14 protein-coding genes and 2 pseudogenes are annotated in these 18,798 nt (G+C 61.9%); 11 read left to right on the top strand and 5 right to left on the bottom strand.

Going from position 1 to position 18,798, the window contains the following annotated elements; all coding sequences use genetic code 11:
* Positions 1–63: 63 nt before the first annotated feature.
* Positions 64–1,518, bottom strand: a complete 1,455-nt coding sequence (locus IEW81_RS11905; RefSeq protein WP_097061526.1) for a phytoene desaturase family protein — start codon at positions 1,516–1,518, stop codon at positions 64–66.
* Positions 1,515–2,357, bottom strand: coding sequence for a UbiA family prenyltransferase (locus IEW81_RS11900; protein ID WP_097061525.1), 843 nt, complete (start codon positions 2,355–2,357; stop codon positions 1,515–1,517). The genes IEW81_RS11905 and IEW81_RS11900 overlap by 4 nt, the downstream gene beginning before the upstream one ends.
* Before the next feature lie 1,053 nt (positions 2,358–3,410).
* Between IEW81_RS11900 and IEW81_RS14655 the strand changes: the two genes are divergently transcribed.
* The 7 genes from IEW81_RS14655 to IEW81_RS11870 all read left to right on the top strand — a co-directional run bounded on the left by IEW81_RS14655 (position 3,411) and on the right by IEW81_RS11870 (position 11,077).
* Complete coding sequence (locus tag IEW81_RS14655) at positions 3,411–3,533, top strand: hypothetical protein (RefSeq protein ID WP_268236662.1); 123 nt, start codon at positions 3,411–3,413, stop codon at positions 3,531–3,533.
* A 450-nt stretch (positions 3,534–3,983) separates the two neighbouring features.
* Positions 3,984–6,584: a helix-turn-helix transcriptional regulator gene (locus tag IEW81_RS11895; protein ID WP_143544722.1), complete on the top strand. Its 2,601-nt coding sequence runs from the start codon at positions 3,984–3,986 to the stop codon at positions 6,582–6,584.
* Between the two features lie 184 nt (positions 6,585–6,768).
* Positions 6,769–7,242: a hypothetical protein gene (locus IEW81_RS11890; RefSeq protein ID WP_097061522.1), complete on the top strand. Its 474-nt coding sequence runs from the start codon at positions 6,769–6,771 to the stop codon at positions 7,240–7,242.
* Positions 7,243–7,331: 89 nt separating this feature from the next.
* On the top strand, positions 7,332–8,939 hold the full coding sequence (locus tag IEW81_RS11885; RefSeq protein ID WP_143544721.1) for an ice-binding family protein: 1,608 nt from the start codon (positions 7,332–7,334) through the stop codon (positions 8,937–8,939).
* Positions 8,940–9,003: 64 nt separating this feature from the next.
* A complete protein-coding gene (locus tag IEW81_RS11880; RefSeq protein WP_143544720.1) occupies positions 9,004–9,534 on the top strand; it encodes a hypothetical protein in 531 nt (176 codons plus the stop codon).
* 518 nt (positions 9,535–10,052) lie between these two features.
* Entirely contained in the window at positions 10,053–10,622 is a 570-nt protein-coding gene (locus tag IEW81_RS11875; RefSeq protein ID WP_229671387.1) for a cysteine hydrolase family protein, read from the top strand.
* A gap of 56 nt (positions 10,623–10,678) precedes the next feature.
* Entirely contained in the window at positions 10,679–11,077 is a 399-nt protein-coding gene (locus IEW81_RS11870; RefSeq protein WP_097061519.1) for a hypothetical protein, read from the top strand.
* Between the two features lie 154 nt (positions 11,078–11,231).
* On the opposite strand, the gene IEW81_RS11865 is transcribed toward IEW81_RS11870, so the two are convergent.
* Positions 11,232–12,146 carry an MBL fold metallo-hydrolase gene (locus IEW81_RS11865; RefSeq protein ID WP_097061518.1) on the bottom strand — a complete coding sequence of 305 codons (915 nt, stop codon included), beginning with the start codon at positions 12,144–12,146 and terminating at the stop codon, positions 11,232–11,234.
* A 558-nt stretch (positions 12,147–12,704) separates the two neighbouring features.
* On the opposite strand from IEW81_RS11865, the gene IEW81_RS11860 reads away from it, so the two are divergent.
* The 3 genes and pseudogenes from IEW81_RS11860 to IEW81_RS11850 all read left to right on the top strand — a co-directional run.
* On the top strand, positions 12,705–13,019 hold the full coding sequence (locus tag IEW81_RS11860; RefSeq protein ID WP_097061517.1) for a transposase: 315 nt from the start codon (positions 12,705–12,707) through the stop codon (positions 13,017–13,019).
* Positions 12,971–13,942: pseudogene (locus IEW81_RS11855) on the top strand (IS3 family transposase); the annotation flags it as partial. The gene IEW81_RS11860 and the pseudogene IEW81_RS11855, both read left to right, overlap by 49 nt.
* 87 nt (positions 13,943–14,029) lie before the next feature.
* Positions 14,030–14,530: pseudogene (locus tag IEW81_RS11850) on the top strand (ATP-binding cassette domain-containing protein); the annotation flags it as partial.
* A 51-nt stretch (positions 14,531–14,581) separates the two neighbouring features.
* Here IEW81_RS11850 and IEW81_RS11845 read toward each other — a convergent pair.
* Positions 14,582–15,484: a hypothetical protein gene (locus tag IEW81_RS11845; RefSeq protein WP_097061515.1), complete on the bottom strand. Its 903-nt coding sequence runs from the start codon at positions 15,482–15,484 to the stop codon at positions 14,582–14,584.
* A gap of 1,392 nt (positions 15,485–16,876) precedes the next feature.
* The gene (locus IEW81_RS11840; RefSeq protein ID WP_097061512.1) at positions 16,877–17,659 is read right to left on the bottom strand and encodes an alpha/beta fold hydrolase; all 783 of its coding nucleotides are present in this window, start codon (positions 17,657–17,659) and stop codon (positions 16,877–16,879) included.
* Positions 17,660–17,843: 184 nt separating this feature from the next.
* On the opposite strand from IEW81_RS11840, the gene IEW81_RS11835 reads away from it, so the two are divergent.
* Positions 17,844–18,251, top strand: a complete 408-nt coding sequence (locus IEW81_RS11835; protein WP_097061511.1) for a RidA family protein — start codon at positions 17,844–17,846, stop codon at positions 18,249–18,251.
* The last annotated feature ends 547 nt before the right edge of the window (positions 18,252–18,798 follow it).

Below are 18,798 nucleotides of genomic sequence, written 5' to 3'. Positions count from 1 at the left end.
TCCGGGCGGTCAAAGAACTCGTGGACACTGTTTCCTGGAGGGTGCGTGCGTGGGTGGTTGTCGTCAGCGACCGTCGAGACGTCCGATCAGCTTCTGCATCGCGGTCATCGAGCCGCCGAGCACGGCGGGAATGCCGCCGCCGGGGTGCACCGACGCGCCGACCCGCCACAGCCAGGGCCGGGCCCGGCTGGTGTAGCCGGGGCGATGGAACGGCCCGCTCTGCCAAAGCGGGTTAGTGGCGCCGTAGAGAGCCCCGCCGGTGGAGCCCCAGTCGGAGAAGTACTGCGGGTCCAGTACAACGTGGTCTCGGAAGAACTCGCTGATCGGCCGATCCAGGCCCACGGCGCCGCTGACCCGCGCCACCTCGCTCGCCACCCATGGGCTGTCGAGGGTGTACGTGCGGCCGTCGGCGGGGGCGGTGAGTAGCACAGCCACGGTGGCCCGGTCGTTGGGGTATACCTCGTGTGGTCGGTAGTAGTTCAAAAATGCCATTGTCTGCTCGGGTACCATCCCAGCATCGAGACTATGGTGCAGCGCTGCCGGATCGTCGGGCAGCACGATGGAGTGCGTGGCGGTGACCTCGGGCAGCGGCGCTTCCAGGGACGCATAAATCGCCACCCCCGAGCAGCTCAGCGCCCGCGGCCGGGATTTCGGCAGTCCAAGCAGCCCGTCGAGCACGGCGCTGTCGAGCCCGCTCACGACCACGTCGGCCGGGTATGCCGCCACCGCGGTGGTCACGAGCCTTTTCGAGACGGATGTAACGGGCTCGCCCGTGTGCACATCCGCGCCCGCATGCAGCGCCAGTCGGTGCAGCGCGAGCGGCAACTCGTTCACGCCGCCGTCGGGAACCCAAACGCCGCTCCGGGCCATGATGGCCGGCATGCTCGCGTACAGAGCCAGGGTGTGCTTGGGGGAGACGCCCGCGTTCAGGGTGTGAATGGCGATGATCTCACGCAGGCCGTCGGGCATCCAGGTCAGACTGTCCAGAAAGCCGCGGGTGGTCAGTCTGGTGCCGTAGACGCGAAAGACATTGCGCACGGCCGGCAACGACGCCAAACTGGCCGGGTTGGCGGTGAGCATACTCGTGAGCTGCGGGCCGAGGCCGCCGTGTTCACGTTCGAACCGGGTCCAGGCCGCGTGCCACGGGTGCCCAGCCGGGATCGGCAATGTGACATCGTCGCCCCGGTAGAAGTACCGGCCCACTTCGGGAAGTCGCTGCAGGGTGAGCGCGGCCACGTCGGCGGCTTCGGGCGGGGTGGAGTGGCGGGCGCCGAGCGCGTCGTAGCGGGCGATCATCTCGTCCCAGACCAAGGGGAACGTGACCAGTGCCGGCCCGGTGTCGACCCGCTGACCATCGATCATGAGGCGTCGGCTCTTGCCGCCGATCCAGTCGGAACCTTCCAACACCGTCACTGTATGGCCGGCGCGGGCCAGCAGCGCAGCGGCGGTGAGGCCCCCGAGGCCCGCGCCCAGCACGACGATGCGTTGTGGGGTGGTGGGCTTGCGCGAACGGGTCATCGGTAATCTTTCAGCAGAATGGCGGCCACGATTTGGGCCCCGGCAACGGAGCCGGCGACGTAGGGGAACGCGATGGAATAGCGGTACAGGCGGCGGGCGGTGGCTGGAGTGGGGTCACGCCCCAGCGACAGTAGCAGCCAGCCGGCAATCAATGCGCTTACGACGGCGACCGGCCAGTTCACCAGCACAAACCCGACCGTTGACAGGCCCCACCACACCCCACTCCACACCACGGCGCCCCGAGCGCCGAGATGCACCGCTGTGGTGTGAATTCCGGCGGCGCAGTCCTCGTCGATGTCCTGAACAGCATCAAAGGTATGTTTGGCGACGCTCCACGCCATCAGCCCGATCGCGGCCGCCCAGATCGGCGACTCGCCCACGGCCAGGGGCACGAACACCAGCGGGAATGCATAGGCAGCGTTGCTGAGGGAATCGAGGTAGCGCCGGGCCTTGAATCGTAGGGGCGGTGCCGAGTAGAAAACAAAAATGGTGACATACGCGGCGATCCAAGCGAACGCCGCCAGCGGCAGCGTCACCAGGAAGTAAGCGATGAAAGGCACGTTTGTGACCAGCACCCCGAGCACGATCGTGCGCGTTTCGGAGCTGAGGATGCGAGCCCCTTCGAGGCCGCCCTTGCGGGCATTTTGGGCATCCGTTTCCTGGTCGAGGATGTCGTTGACGCCGTAGATCAACAAGTTGAACGGCAGGGTTGCCCAGAGCAGCAGCGGGACAACGTCCCAGCGCCATAAATCCCCGAGCAGCCACATGCCAATGACGGAGGTGCCGATGGTGTTCACCCAAAGCACCGGCCGTGAGATCTGAACCAGGCGGGAGATCATCTATTCACTCTATCTATCCCGCGCGGGGCCCCGGTTTTGCGGGTAGTGTGCCGCTCAGTTTAGGGATGGGTCTGCGTCGAAACGTCGCGCGTAGGTCGGCCGAAAAGAGACCGCGACGGCGTCGGGATCGATGCCCGCCGAATGGAGCCGAGTAGGGAGGCTGGTCGTGTTGGGGACCGGCAACGGGCGCCTTTCGTGCGCAGCAGCATCTCAGAGCCACGGGAGGTGACATTCACCACTCGGCGGCCAACGGAATCAGCCCAGCCACTCGCGCTGCTGTGCACGGCCTGCTCGCCCACAGCCTGGCCGATCGCAGTCACGCTGGTGGCCGCGAGCGGCAGCCCCACCAGCAGGAACAAGGCCGCGATCAGGGCCGGCGGCCGGCGCAGGCCGGCCCGGCGGCTAGGGCCCATCGACAGCAACCGCCGAGCCGGTCTACCCCACACACCGACATGACAATGACGCCGGTGCCCAGAGTGACCTCCGCATCGGTGAGAAAGGGCAGCAAAGGGGTCTGCTGCACGTCAAGGTGTCACCTCAATCCTCAGCAGACCCCCTGGACGCAAATATCTTCGGACTGATCAGCGAAACAGCACTCTCGATCGTCATCACCGGAGGGACTGCAGCAACCACGAGACTCTCTGAGACGACCATCAGCGGTACGGCTGATGCAGTAGCCGACTCGAAAGTGACTGTGACGGTGGCGGGCCAGGTTCTGACCTCATGGGAACCGTCGGAAGGTAGCTGGCGCGTGAGGACCGCCGCACTGGCAGATGGCGTACAGAGTCGGGTAACCGCCGTTACGGCTGGAACGGGAATTGAAGTTATGGCAGAGCAGGTTCTTACCGTGGGCGCCTCAGACCCTCTGATCGCGATTTATGGAGGCTCATGGGCTACCACGACAACGGCTACCACGAGAATTGCAGGAACCACGGTCGGCGCGTGAGGGTCGATCGTGACACGCAACGTTAGGGCCCGTCGCTTCGCGCAACGGTGAGGCGCGGCAGGGCCTGACCGGTCATTTCGCCGTTCCTGGCCAACGGCGAGGTAACAGTGACTGCTACTGCTACTGCCCGTGATGCCGCGGGCAACATTGCCACTTCCACACCGGTACTGCTGGTCGATGTGCCAGAGCCGAACTCACCCAGCGACGATAGCGATGACACCATCCGCTAGCGAAAAGCTGCGGCGCACCCGGCTACCCAACCGGTCGTCCCCGCAGCACGTGCGAGGCAGGGACCCGCATCCCCGATCAGTGGTTTCGCGCTGTACCAACGCCGCCCGTTTGCAAGCCGGCACACCCTCGCCTTATGACCATAACCCCCGCGCACCGCGATGCGCTGTTTGTCGGCGAACGCTACCCGGGGGACAACGCCGGCCTTTCCGAAGAGGGCGCATGCTGCCGCGCGAATCGACCGCGGATGCGATCTCCGTGCGCCCTGCCGCTGATCGGGGTAGAGTACGGTCGGCGTTATCGGGGTGGCAGCAAGTTCAAAGCATCATGGTTTCGGGTCGATCCATGCTCGAAATTTACGCGCACGGGCACAACGTGGGTGAGGTGGCGAATGGGTACTGTGAAGGGAATCGCGGCCGCTCGGCTGGCCTCGATCGCAGGGGGGAGTTCCGGTGAAAGCCCAAGGCGATGACATGCGGGACATAGCGGTCAGTTCTGTTCGAGTTCCGCGATCCCTGAAACACACATTCTCCAACCGCATTGGACTGCCCCCCGTCGTTGATGCGCGGGTTCCTCCAGCATTCGCCCGCGCCCTGGCGACCTGGCTGGACGTCGGCTCGGTCCTCGTCGTTTCCGCACCACGCGGCAGTGGCAAGTCGGTGTCATTCGCTAACTGGTTGCACACACGCCCCGAGCGCATCCTGTGGATTGAGGGCTCAGAACTTCCCGAACAGGGCGATGCCCTGGACGCTGCATTCGACGGCCTCTATGAATTAGGTGTCATCACCCAGTTCGAGCGCATGACATTCACCCGACTGCAGGACGCCACCGACGCCGTCAAGCGTGAGGCATCGCCAATTATCATGGTGGTAAACGAAGCGGAACTCGCACGTGGGCTCCCCAACTTTGCCCAGCTCGCTGCGCTCGGGGCGCACTGGCCGAGCGTGCGCTGGGCTTTCGTCACGGATGCCGCGGTTGACGCCGACCTTGGCTCAGGGCGTGGAGTCATGGTGGTCGGACCTGCCGACCTTCGAGATCCCCTCGCGGCCCTTGCCAACCTTGCTCCGACTGATTTACGGGGTAGGGCGGGGCACGTGCGTGACTGGGCCATGCAGCTCGACGGAAGTGGGGACATATACCGCCTGATGCTGCTCTTATCGCAGTATCTCTCAGTGCGCCGGAATTCCCCTCGATTCGACCTTGTCGACGATCCCAATGCTGCGCTCACCCAGTTGCTGGACAGCCGCGTCATCCACAGCGTTGATGGCGACGATGGTGTGCGTATCTCGCTCGCGCCCGAATTCCACGATGCGCTGGGTGACGACGCCGCGGCGCGGGCAGCACCCGAATCCATCCAGTTTCACACCGACGCCGCGCGTGACGCCGCGGCCATCGGCGACAATGACGCCAACGTTTTCCACCTCGCTCGTTCGGGCCAGCACGTCGAAGCGCTAATCGCCTTGGCGAACGTACCCGTGCTCACGCTGATCACCCTCGGTCGCATCGACACAATGAGAAAAGCTGCTGCAGCGATCGACATCAGCGACTCTCAGCACTCAGTCGAGGCCTTGATGATGAGGCTACAGATCTCCCTCGTGCCGCCTCTTGAGCCCGACCGAAAGAGGGATGAGATCCAGGAGGCGCTGAAGCGAGCCCATCTGTCTGCGACAAAGGCTACGTCGGCCGAACTGGACGCGATGGTGGTCGTATCGCACACCGCCGCGTTGGTGGCCAGGGGTAGATACGAGGAAGCGCGCACGCTTGGCCGAGAGTTGGCGGAATCCCTTCTCACGGTTCCGTGGCTGGAGCTCGGACAATTCGGGGCCGCGCCGTCACTGGCCTGGATCGGACTGGCGACCGCCGAACTGCTCGACGGTCACGTCGACGTAGCGTCAAAGTTCGCTCGGGTTGCGCAAGATTCAGTGACCATAGGATCCATGCCGTATCACCTCTATTTGGCGACGGCGACACTCGCTGCGGTGGAGGCTGAGCGCGGAGAACTAATGCTCGCGGAGGCTTATCTCGCGGAGGCTCAGCGTGTCTATCGGCGGTGTGGCTGGCCACGGTCGATCGCGCAAACCGCCGAATTCGTCGCACGGTATTTCCTCGCACGCGCTGCACTCGATGTCGATGGGATGAGTGACCTCCGACTCGACATCTCGGTCGTTCCCAACCTCAGTGTCAGCCTCACCGTACTGATGAAGATCTGCGAGTGCTTTGTCTACCTGCATTCCGGTCACGCAACCCAGACGCGGGTTGCTGTACGCCAACTCGGCCATCTCACGCGAGACAGTCGTCCCGGTGCGCTGCTGGTCGCACTCAGTTCAGAGATGACCTTCGAGGCGATGATGCGCGCTGGCGAGCCGAGACTCGCTTTCGACTACCTCGACGCCGCTCGTGTGAGCGAGCCGCGCGGTGAATGCGTGGTCCCCCTGCTCGCGGCGGCGCTCGTCGCTTCGGGAAACGGCTCCAAGGTGCTCGACATCACCGATCCTTGCATGCTGTATGGATCGCATCATTCACTCGCCGGTCATTCCCTGTTGCTTCTGGTTCGAGCCGCCGCCCATGAGCTCCTGGGCGATGTCATAGCGGCGGACGACACTTTCGACGAGGCGCTGTTGACGCAGCATTCATCGCCAATGCCGTATCTCTTCCTGATGATTCCCGTGAGCACTCGCGTTGCACTGTGGAGCCGAATGTCCGAACAGCGCGAGCGCGAGTGGACCGAGCTGCGACGTTTTCTGGCCACCGTACCGGAAACGGTGGGCCAGCCCGACGAGTCGTTACCGCACGAACGGCTTACGGCGCGCGAGATGGAGATTCTTCGGGCACTGGCGCTCGGGGGCACTCTCAACGAGATCGCTGAGAGTCAGTTCGTCTCGCGCAATACGGTTAAGACCCATGTGAGGGTGCTGTACCGGAAACTGCGCGTGAGTTCGAGGGTCGAAGCGGCCGCCGTCATGAAACGTTTTGGCCAACAGTTGCTTGATAGCCCGCTGCGCGCGTCGCTTCCCCCCACTTTAACCGGCGAGCCTCATCCTCTCGCCGATTGATTCTCACCCGGGTGGGGTTCTGGTTTTTCATACCCCCAAAGACTCGGAAGCAATACATTATTCAAACGGGTTCATTTTATTCATATAAGAGACTCGCTGCTGGAGCCGGACGGCCCAGCACGCTCTTTGCAGGCTCTTTCGCCGTGCATCGATGCCAACCTTCGTACACAATTGGGAAATAAACATGTCTGCATTACGACGTAACAAACGCACGCTCATAACGGTTGCCGCCACGGCAGCGCTGGTGCTCGCTGGAGGGACGGCCGCATCCGCCTACTGGACCGCGCAGGGCTTCGGCACCGGCATCGTGAAGACGGGCTCGAGCACCCCTTTCACCATCAAAAACGTAGCACCCACGGGTCTCACCCCAGGTGGCGCGGCCAAGACGTTCGCCTTCACCGTAACCAATCCGGGGACGGGAACCCAGAAGCTCTCCGAGGTGACCGTGGCAGTCAAATCCGCTGGCGGACTCGATTGGACAGCCGTCACCGGCTGCTCTGCAGCTGACTTCGCTGTGGGCAATGTGGTGTACCAGCCTGGGCAGATCGCCGGAGGTGGCCAGCTCATTGGGACTATCGATATTTCGATGCTGAACCGCGACGCCAACCAGGATGCATGCCAGGACATCGAGATCCCGCTGTATTTCCTAGCGAAATAGCAGACATCCGCCGGGCACACTGACCTCGGTTGGTGTGCCTGGCCCTCGTTCGACGTTCTGTTGTGTACTTACTTTCCCGGGGGGATCACGTGAAAACTAAACTGTTGACGCTGGTCACCGCTCTCATAGCCGTTGGATTACTCGCAACAGCGTCTCCTGCCTTTTCATACTGGACTGGAAGTGGTGTTGGCGCTGGTTCTGCCGAGACCGGCAGGCTTCAGCCGCCGACCGCTGTGATTGTTCCCGCGTACGCATCGTCAGCAGTGCCCGTCAGTTGGACCGCGGCGAGTGGCGTGATCGTGCCCTCCGGCTATGTCGTCACCCGAAGATCCGGAACGACCACGACCCCGGCCTGCGGCTCGGACGCGCGGAACCTGATTGCGACGACATCCTGCACTGACTTGGTCCCGGCCGATGGCAGCTTCACCTACACTGTCACGAGTATCTACCGATCGTGGACGGCGGCGGGCACTCCTAGTGGCGCTGTGGCCGTCGCGGTCGCAGCGAAGCTCGCGTTCGGAGCCAGTCTGGGTGACACCGCTGACGGGACCATAATCACGCCCGCTGTCACCGTCGTTGTGCAGTCTGCAGACGGATCTGCGGTCATGACGAGCGGCACTCCGGTCGTCCTATCGACCGGTTCAAACCCTTCCTCCGGCACGCTCGGTGGAACGCTGACAGCGTTCACTGACTCCAACGGCATTGCCACCTTCGCAGACATCAGCATCGACGCGCCTGGCGTCGGTTACACCCTTGTCGCGGCGTCGGGCACGCTAGCACCAGCTACCAGCTCCCCGTTCTCCGTCACGCCTCCCGCACTCGCCGGAATCTTTCTGGGTCGCGCCGCTCCGTACTCGGCACTCGGATCAACAGCAACGAATACGTCGGTCAGCGCGCTCAGTGGAGACCTTGGCGTTGACCCCACGCCCCTCGTCACGGGCTTTCCGGATGGCACGGTGCAGGGCGAGACTCATGCGGGCGACGCGATCGCTTCCGGCGCGCATGCCGACCGCGCCGCCGCCTACGCCGATGCTGCTTCGCGAACGCCGACAACAACATTCGCGGGAGATCAAATTGGCGCCACTTTCACGGCCGGAGTTCATAGTACCAAGGCAGCCTTCGAGCTCAGCGCCGGGGGCATCGTCACGCTCGACGGCCAAAATAACCCCAATGCAATATTCATCTTCCAAATCGACGCAGCGTTAAACACTGCCGCAGGCAGCAGGATCGAACTCATCAACGGAGCGAAAGCATCGAACGTGTTTTGGCAGGCAAACGGCGCTGTCGGCACGGGCGCAAACTCTTTCTTCTCCGGCACCATCCTCGCCCATGGCGCCATCACGATCGGCGCCGACGCGAAGCTGATCGGCCGTGCGCTGGGTAGCGGCGCCCTCACGCTTGCTTCGAACACCATCCGGTTCACTGTTGACCTACCACCTGCCATCACCATTACCGGTGGCTCGTCGGCGGTAGCTTCCAGCAACGCTCCGACCTTTGCTGGCACCTCGACGGCGGCAGCAGGACAGATCGTCAGTCTTCTGGTATCTGGGCAGACGCTGAATTCGACCGTTGGCGCCGACGGTAGTTGGTCAGTCACGATTGCCCCATTGCCGCCAGGAACGCACAACGTGCTCGTTCGCGTGCGAGATGCTGCGGGCAACGCAGCAACGGCACGGCAGGAGGTGACTGTCCCGTGAGACACACAGCTGACATCCTGTGCGGTCAGCTGTGTATACCGGCACTGACCTGCCCATCGCTGCTGTGATCGTCATCGCCGCGGTGGTCGTGGCTGTGGGAATCGCCATGCTCGTCTCCTCTCGACGACGAAAACGAGCCATTGCCGTTGTGGGTTTGCTGCTCATTCTCACCGTGGTTCTCGCAACGATTGCTGCGTTTCCATCGCGTGTTCAGGCGGCTGAGCCGTCATCCAAATGCGTCGGCTCGACGAATTCAATTTCCGTCACCCAGACCTCCGCCATTGCCGGAATGGGGCCTGGTAGCGCCGCGGCACCTGTCACGGGCTTCGTAACGAACGGGGGAGCCACGCCTGTCGCCCTCGACCGGATTTGCGTCACCATCTCCGGGACCAGCATGTCTCGCGGAATTTCGGAAGCGTGCCCGGCGATTGATTTCAGCATCACCGGTAACTGGATGCCCATTAAGGCGATGCTCGCTTCCGGCGAGTCTGTGCCATTCGCAGGAGCGTTCATCCGCTTCTTGGATCAAAACAACAATCAGGACACGTGCAAGAACGCAGCGCTCCATCTGGGCTTCGATCTCATCGGAGACTAGTCAGGATCAGGCATTTGCGTTATCACCAGTGGTGGTGAATTTCCGCACTGCGACTGCTGACGATTTGGTTGACACGTCTTGTTTGGGCTTTCCGGCCGCGTGAGCGGCTCGTGCATCGATTATCCCGAACTCGATCGGGGTGAGGACGCCGGTCACGCTTCTCGCGTGTGCCGTTTATCCTCCCTCACCGGGGATTTTATCGGGCGGCCCTTACGAGAATCGGGTGCCCGCGGAACTCGGGGGATCGTCTTCGATGTTGTATGAGCGTTCGGGCATCCCGGTCGCCGTCCTTCGTGCGGGAGCCCTGAGTGACCGGCGTGCCGCCGCCCGTGTCAATCGCTCCGGACCTTTGGAGTTCCGGCTTTGGAGATAGCGTCTGCGCCCAACTGCTGGCCGCGACCGTGCGCGCTGCCACCGTCATGGGATGCTGAACGGTGTCTGAATCGGTCCCGGTCCTACACGGCGTCTTGGGATCAGCCATGTGGCCATTGGTCTGAAATAAATAGGGAGCCTAAATCGTGATCCAACTACCCTCGATCGATGATCACACCGCCCTGATCGTCGTAGACGCCCAGCAAGGATTTGACCAAGTTGATTGGTGGGGACCCCGAAATAACGCGGACTGTGATCAGAACATCACAGCGTTAGTGAACGAGTGGCACAGGCTTTCGCGACCAGTCGTCTTCGTGCAGCATAATTCCTCCAATCCGCTCTCTCCGCTGCACCCCAGCAACCCCGGCCATGCCTTGAAAAGCTACCTGTCCGGAACTCCGGATCTATTGGTCCAAAAAACGGTCAACTCAAGTTTTCACGGCACACCCGATCTTGACTCCTGGCTTCGAGAAAACGCTATCTCGACCATTGTGATCTGTGGCATCACCACCAATCACTGCTGCGAAACAACAGCACGCATTGGCGGAAATCTGGGATACACCGTCTACTTTGCTATAGACGCGACTCACACATTTGACAGGGCAGACCTAGAAGGTGGAATGATCAGCGCGGCGGAACTTTCCCGAGTTACCGCGATCAATCTTCACGACGAGTTCGCCACCGTCGTCCTCTCCCACGAACTTCTCAACCGCTGAAAACGTTCCGTTACGGGTTCCCCTGCGCAACTGGATCAAGGTGGGACAATGCAGTGATGAAGATAGCCGAGGCAGCTCGAGTCCTCACCGTCGTTGCAATTGCCTTGACGATGAGCGGGTGTCAGGCGGTACTTGAGCCTCGGTCGACTATGGGGGTCGATGATGTAGGGGCTGCTTTCACAGCGCAGGCTGATCTCCCCGTGACGAATCCACGCGACATTACCGCCGACGCCTGTGCCACAAACAACGCCTGCATAGCGGTGGTGCGGTCAGAAGAAATTGCGATTTACCGTTTTGAGTCGCCGAACGAAGCGGAGAAATTCGCGGAAACCCTTGGGGAGAACGGCTATCAATCCGACTGGATTGTCTTGGAATATCCAGGAGCTAAATTCGATACCGATCCCACTAAATTGTCGTATGCCGGACTTATCGACTCCATGTGGACGAGCGACTGACGACAACCAGCGGATCAAACACCGGGGCTTAGCAGGTCCCGCAGAAGGTTCCCTTGTGACACCGTTGAGCTCTCCGTCGCGATGGCCGCTTTCGCGCTCGGACCGCATCTCTCACCCTCCCGTGGCGATTGGTTTGCACAGCGCCCCTGCTGGGTCAATCGCTGCCACCCTCAGTGCCTGAGGACGGGTTCAAGTAGTCGTCGACCACAGCCTTACCGTTGTAGATGATGACGTCGTCGAACTTGTAGACGCCTGGGACGTGGGCTATCTCGACCGCGCGTTCGCGCAGGGTCAGAAGCTGGCCTGGGCGCATGGGCATCGGTGCCTCGCCTGGGTGGCTGAGCGAACCGAGTGGATGATCTTGGCCCGGCGTAGACGACATCTCAATGTGGCATCCCAAAAGGTAGGAGACGGGAACCTCGGCCATGACGGTGATGGCCCTATCCAGCGTGGCGATGTAGGCGAACATATCCACGACGTAGAGGCGACCGGGGTAGACGGTGTCGCCCGTGAAGAGGATGCCGGTCCACGGATCGTAAAAAAGCGTGGCGGCCTCTTCATGCCCGGGACCGGCGATCACGCGCAGGATCCGCCCGCCGAGGTCGAAAGAAACGGTCTCGTTCGGCCAATTCGTGAATCCGAAGAAGCTTTTCACGCCTTCAAGAGACGCCGGCACCACGCTGGTCCTGGCGCGGTTGGAGAACTGCACATCTCCGGCGATGTGGTCCCCGTGACCGTGCGAGTGGGCGACGGTGAGCGAATACGACGGGGCGGGATGCGCGACGAGCCAGTCCGTGATGATTTCGTCGACAAAGTGGCGCAGTGGCCATGTCTCCTCGTCAGAGGTCGCGCCAGAATCGATCATGAGTGCGCCCGTGTTGCCGAGCAGGAGGAAGACGAATGGTCCCTCGTAGTGTGTCTTCAGAGACTGGCGAAGGATATAGGTGTGTTCGTCGAGTGCGTGGACCTGGACCAGTGGCTCGTTCAAGCCGGAGCCGTCCATCCATTCGACCGAGAGGTCGAGGTCAATCGGCGCGCCTGAGTGGAAGTCCACGGGTTGGGAAGCCATACAAACCACCTCTTCGTTGTGATGTTTTCACTTGTGGTCAGTTTGACGTACGGATCGATGATGGCAGGCACGACCTTAACGACGGGGGTGAGGGTTCCCCTACGGGACACCAGGTCGGGTCGAAAAGTGGTCGCCAGCGCGATCTCGTACGAGCGGAAAATTCGGACCGTAGGTCGTTCCGCTTACGGAAATTGAGGTTCGTCGGTGGCTGGAGTGAGGTGCGCGCGCGAGCACGAACGTTCGTGCAGACGGATTCGAAAAATGACACCGATCAGTTTCGTCATTCCTGCTCCCGGAATGTCTCATAACCAATGGCGAGTACGACAGCTCAAGCGTGCGGTTATGCGACGTAGTTATGAGAATCGGCGTGCCGCAAGATTCCTGCGATATTGAGGACGCCCAGGTCGCGGCCTTGAGACGTCTTGTATTCCTAGGGATACGAGACGCTGACCTCGTGCGTATGACGCCCCGTCAGCGGGCTTAATGTCGGGACAGTCAAAAGGGCACCGTGAATCGCCCTGGGTTTCGTTCCGCTCTTTCCTTTTGGAGGATTGAACAATGTCGAACCCTTACCCGGCCGAGTTTCGTGAACGTGCTCTTCGGATGCTTGCTGAAGCACGACCTGATCGCGCGTCGGATTTCGCTGCGGCCAACCATGTCGCAGGCCGTCTCGGAGTGAATCCTGAGACACTGCGATTGTGGAAGAAGCGCGGCGATATTGATGCTGGCAAAGGCCCCGGGACGACGTCGGAGGCGCAGCTGGAGATCAAACGGTTGAAGAAACAGATCGTCGAGTTGGAGAGAGCGAACGAGATCCTGCGGTCTGCGAGCGTGTTTTTCGCCACCGAGCTCGGCCGCCCCTCGTCGAAATGATCGCCTTCATCGATGTGATGAAGGATCGCTTCGCGGTCGAGCTCGTCTGCCACACGATGCGAGCAGCTGAGGTGGGATTCGTCACCGCGCGCGGATACCGGGCGGCGAAGAGCCGACCGGCATCCGCCAGGACACTGTCGGATCAACTGATCGGTACTGAGATCGCGCGCCTGCATGCCGAGAACTATGGCGTCTATGGAGTGCGGAAAATGCATCGGCTGCTGGGGCGGCAGGGTTGGGAAATCGACCGTGACCAGACGGGGCGACTCATGCGCTCGTTCGGGCTGCGCGGTGTCAAACGCGGTAAACGGGTGTTCACCACGAAATCCGATCCAGCTGGTGCGCGACCCACCGATCTCGTGAAGCGGCACTTCCGCGCCGACGCACCCCGCAAACTTTGGGTCGTGGACGTCACCTATGTGCGCACCTGGCAGGGCTTCGCTTATGTCGCGTTTGTCACCGATGTCTTTTCGCGGCGTATCGTCGGATGGAACGTCGCGTCAACGCTGAAAACGGACATCTTGCCGTTGCAAGCACTAGACATGGCGGCTTTTGACGCCGGTGGCGACCTGACTGGACTCACCCACCACTCCAATCACGGCTCCAACTACATGGCCATGGTCTACACGGACCGAATCGCGGAACTCGCCGCGATTCCCTCGACCGGGACGGTCGGCGACTCCTATGACAATGCGATGGCTGGGGCCATCAACGCGCTCTACAAGACCGAGCTGATCCGCGCTCGCGGGCCGTGGCGCACCGTCGAGCAAGTCGAACTCGCGACGCTGGAATGGGTGTGGTGGTGGAACAACCCGCACCTCCACTCTGAGCTCGACTACCGCACCCCGACCGAAGCCGAACAGGCGCACGACGCTAATCCCGAATCACTCTTGGAAGCGACCGCTTCCCAAGAGAACACCTAGGAACGAAACCCAGGGCGATTCACCTCGCCATAACCGCCTCTTACGGGCTCACTGGGATTTTGACGTCGCTGTGGGGGTCTTCCCTCCTATCACCTCGGCGGGCGCGACATCAGCGAGGTGCTCGCGATGTCGTCGGCCGAGGCCGAAGACTTCTTTGCCAGCGGTGAGGGTCGAACACCGGCGAAGCCCGCCATCCTTCATCGCCTCGTCGACGTGGGGCTGGGATATCTCAGCCTCGGCCAGCCGCTCACCACTCTGTCCGGTGGCGAACGGCAGCGGCTCAAGCTCGCCATCCACATGGCCGAGAAGGGTGACGTCTACGTGCTCGACGAGCCGACCACCGGTCTACGCCTCGCCGATGTCGAGCAGCTGCTCGTCCTTCTGAATCGCCTGGTGGATTCGGGCAAATCGGTCATTGTCGTCGAGCACCATCAGGCGGTCATGGCCCACGCCGACTGGATCATCGATCTCGGTCCGGGAGCCAGCCACGACGGCGGGCTCATTGTGTTCGAGGGCACCCCTGCAGCACTCGTCGCCGGGCGATCCACCCTCACCGGCAAGCACCTCGCGGCCTACGTAGAGAGCTAGCCGGTCGCGCGTCGAGAGGAGGCCGCGTCCCTCCCACTCTCGAGCATGCCGTCAGGGGATCCACACCGTCTCGGTGGAGACGCTGATGCTCGATACCTCGCCGGTCATCGATGCCCAGAGCTTGATGTCGTCGCCGGGCTGCTTCTGATACGGCTTGCCATTGCGGTCATGGCAGTCGAATCCGACCTCCACCTCGAACGAGACCCCGATGCCGTAGGTGTGGCCGCCCTGAAGTTGCAGCCGCACAGAGAGATCGTCGAAGGCGTGGTGGTCGCTGCGTATCGCGGTTCCTCCTTGCCCGCTCTCGCGATACTGGAAGAGCACCCGAGACCCGAACGGTCTCAGCAACTCCCATTGCCCGGTCACCGGGCTGATTTCCCAGCCCGAAATGTAGACGGTGCCGCGGTAGGAGAAGTTTGCGAAACCGGCGGACGAGCCAACGAGATACCACCAGCGGCTCTCGGCCACCAGATCGACGTCGGCACTGACTCGCACAGTCGAGAGCGAGTTCGTCGGCACGATCCGCACGCCGACGCCCGCAGCACCGGTGTAGCTCGGGTTCAACCCCGACACGTTGGTCCAGCTGAACAGGTGCCCGGTCTTCTCTGACGCGCTGCTGGCGGTCGGCTGCGGATCGGTCCACCGGTAGCGATAGCGGTGATCGGCAGGCGGTGCGGTGATCCAGTACTTCGCCGGGTCTGCATCCGCGGGAATGTAGAGACTCGACGGCCAGGCCAGCGTGAAGATCGGCCGGTCGATGATGTATCGACCGAGGAGGGCATCCCGGTAGGTCAGCAGCGGATCGATGGCTTCGGGGCCGTCGAGGGTATGACGCTCAAGCTCTCGATGCACCGTATCCAGAGCACCGCGACCCGGCATCCCCAGCGAGCTTGCCGGTCCGCCGGCATCATCGTGGATCACAGATGCGGGAGATTCTTCGCTGGCAGCCGACATGGTCGCGCCTTCTTCCTTTTAGTGGAGTGAATGCGAACAATTGCTGGCAGCAGCGTAGCGCGCCGAGTCGTCTTCGGCTAGGCATAATGTGGCCTGATAGTCCGTCGATTCGGAGGTCTGCGGGCAATGCCCGGCCAGGCTGTTAACGCCGACTGGGCCGGCGTTCACGCGATTCGCGTGCTTGGAGCCGACGCGGCAACCGGCTCACTTGTGTACGCAGTGTTTTTTGCAACGATGACGGGCGTTCGATTTCTCGGGGATACCCTTCGCAGTCGATTAGGCGCGACAAGAACGTTGAGGCTCGCTGGAGGGGTCGCCAGCCTCGGCTTTGGCCTCGTCCTTCTTGCCGGGGTTCTCAACGCACCAATTGGAACCCGAGTTGGATCCGACATCGCAGGCTGGTCCCTGGCAGGTGCGGGCATGGCGTTGGTCTGGCCCATCGTTGTCAGCACAATTGCAGTGCTTTCCGGAGCCGAGCGAACACTGTCCTCGGTAACCGCAATTGGCTACGGCGGGGACTGATCGGACCGGCCCTGATCGGGTTCGTCGCGGGCGCGTCGACTTTACCCATCGCGCTCCTGATTCCTACGGCCGCCGCATTGCTGGTCGGCAGCATCGCGCCACGAGTTCTGGGTGCCGTGGCACGGATCTGATAACACATGCAGCCGCTTCCGAATCGGCTGTTCTTCTCGAGATCCTCGCAACGACCTGTTGATCGTCGCATTGGAGGTTCCCATCTGGCATACGCTGTCATCCTGGATTTCGCGTATGAACTGCGTCGCGGGTCGTCGTGCTTTTATATCGCGGCTGCCTTATGTTGACGCGGTCAGGGTTTTGCGTCGCCGTGCTGGGCTTACGGGCGCACGTTGCCTTTTCCCACTCGACTGATGTTTGGGCGAGGGATTGACCCTTGAACTGGTCACAATCTGAAGACCCTCGGACGCCGAATTATTGTTAGGAACGTGAGTGGTTCCAAAGGCGGGCCCCATCGGGTGGGTTCTTGCATGTGAGGTGGATGGTCCTGCACAGTCACCGGGGGGTGCTGGGTGGGATCACCAGCCTGCGTTGCCCCGATTTAGCTCTATTCGATCCCACGACAGTGCGATCCTTCCGCTGTTCACGTAAACGAATGGTGCTCGAACTGAGCAGCACCGCTCATGCGTGGCTGACTGCCAATGACGATGGTGCGATCTCGGTCGACATCCTGAGAAGGTTCACCGGCGCAGGGGCCACCGCGATGTCGAATACCCGGTGGATAAGTGGAGACACCTGTGATGGCTTCTGCTTCTGCGATCGCGTGACGGAATGGATCGAAGAAATCTCGAAAAAGGCCACGACAAGGATCCGCATACGGCGACGGGTGCGGTCATCGGCTGAGCAGAGCGCCCGACTCTAATCGGTGCTGTCGAGAATTAGTCGGGTCGCTTCGTGTGGTGCGTCCCATTGCGGAAAGTGACCGCACTGTTCGAACCAGTGCAGCACCGCGTCGGGGAACAGCTCCGTGGCGCGCGCAGCCTGTCTCGGCACGGTCACCAAGTCCCGGCGTCCCCACCCGATCGTGACCCGACCGGGAACCGTGCCAGCGGGGGCGCCCTGTTGCTTGGGCCCTTTGGTCAGAGCGTCCATGGCTGCGCCAGTCGCCGGGGAGTCGGCCAGCCCGCGCACGTCCGGCAGCACGGTCTCGCACGAGAGCGCCCAGGGCCGGGCCGACAACTGCGCCAGCAGCAGAGTCCTTCCCACCGAGCTGCCGAGTAGTGATGGCAGCATGCCGCGCAGCGCTCGGACTAAAGCGATCGACGGCCGCAGCGTGGCGCCGAAGACGGCTAGTTCGCGGTCGTTCCAGAAGCCGCCCGGCTCCAACGCCACGGTGTCGCCGCCGACTCCCCGCCGCGCGAGCTCGAGCACCATTCGGCCGCCCATTGACTGGCCGACGGTGGAGACCCCGTCTAGTCCTTGTTCGCGGATGAAGTCCACGACGGCGTCGGTCAGGGTGGCGATCGAGACCTCACCGGTCAACGGCGGCGTCTCACCGAACCCCGGTAGGTCGACAGCGATAACCTCACGGCTCTCGGCCAGTTCGTCGAAGATTGGGGCCCAGGATCGCCAGCCTGCGCCCAAGCCATGCACAAGCAACAACGGGCTACCGCTTCCGCGTCGAACATGGTTTAACGTCACGTACGGAACACTATCTCAATCAGGTCTCAGCGTGTTTGGTCACCGCAAGCGGGTCCCATCTGACACAGCACCGGCGCTGTCGGCAGTGGGGTGGAGCGGCCCCGGATCTGTCTCGTTGGCGGTTCGGTTTGCGGGCGTACGTGAGCAAGCCAGCCGCGCGTTGGCTCTCCCATACAGTGAGGGCATGTCCCAAAATGTTGTCTTGATCCGTTCTGCCGAGCTTTCCAATGTGGCTCAGTATGCCTACGCTGCAACAGCTCCCGCTGAGGCGCGCCTCATCTTTCTGGCTGGCGCCTGCCCGCTCAATCTCGATGGCAGCACCGCAGGAGTCGGAGACTACTCGGCGCAGGCCAGCAAGGCGATGGAAAACCTCGTTATTGCGCTGCACGCAGCGGGCGCCCGACTCGATGATGTCCTAAGCACACGAGTTCTCGTCGCCTCATCTAATCAGAGCGACCTCGTCAAGACCTGGGCAGTCGTTCGCGAGGCCTTTGGAACGCATGACGTACCGAGCACGCTCATAGGCGTCACCGTCCTCGGGTATACGGATCAGCTCGTCGAGATCGAAGCCGTCGCTGCTGTGATCGACTGACGATGCTGTCCCGTAGGGGGTCCGGCCTGCGGGCGCCATTTTTGTCGGAATGCAGATTTGATCTACCTTTCATAGACGCGACGAACGCTTGAATGTCTGAGCTCGCCCGGGCCGATCGTGATCCGCTCTCATTCCCCAAAACGAAAGCAGCACGAGACCAGACGGTTCACAGTTGGACCTTTGGATTTTGAAGTTATTGCGAAAAGTCTCGGGGTCGAGTTGTATTGCAGAGTGGCTTGGACCCCGAGATTTTTGACTCCGCTTGTCCTTCTCTTTTTTGGGAGCTTCTTCGCCAGTCTGGCAACCCACGCGTCAGCTTGGTTCTGGGTGGCGGTCGCCCTCTGCTTTGTGGCGTTCATGGTCACGCTCTTATGGGCGGGAAGGAAGTCGACGAAGATCTATCGCACACGCCAGTGAAGCAGTGCGCGACATGGTGGAGTTCCCATATGACCGTAATTCGGCACGCTTGAAGGATAGTTGGATTCGTCCCTGATCTTGTCGCGCTGGTCGTTCGGCATACGGCCATTGCATTCGAGTCAATTTAGAG

Origin of the sequence: Salinibacterium xinjiangense, assembly GCF_014645015.1 — a bacterium.
Classification (GTDB): domain Bacteria; phylum Actinomycetota; class Actinomycetes; order Actinomycetales; family Microbacteriaceae; genus Rhodoglobus; species Rhodoglobus xinjiangensis.
This window is presented reverse-complemented; position numbering and strand designations above follow the sequence as displayed.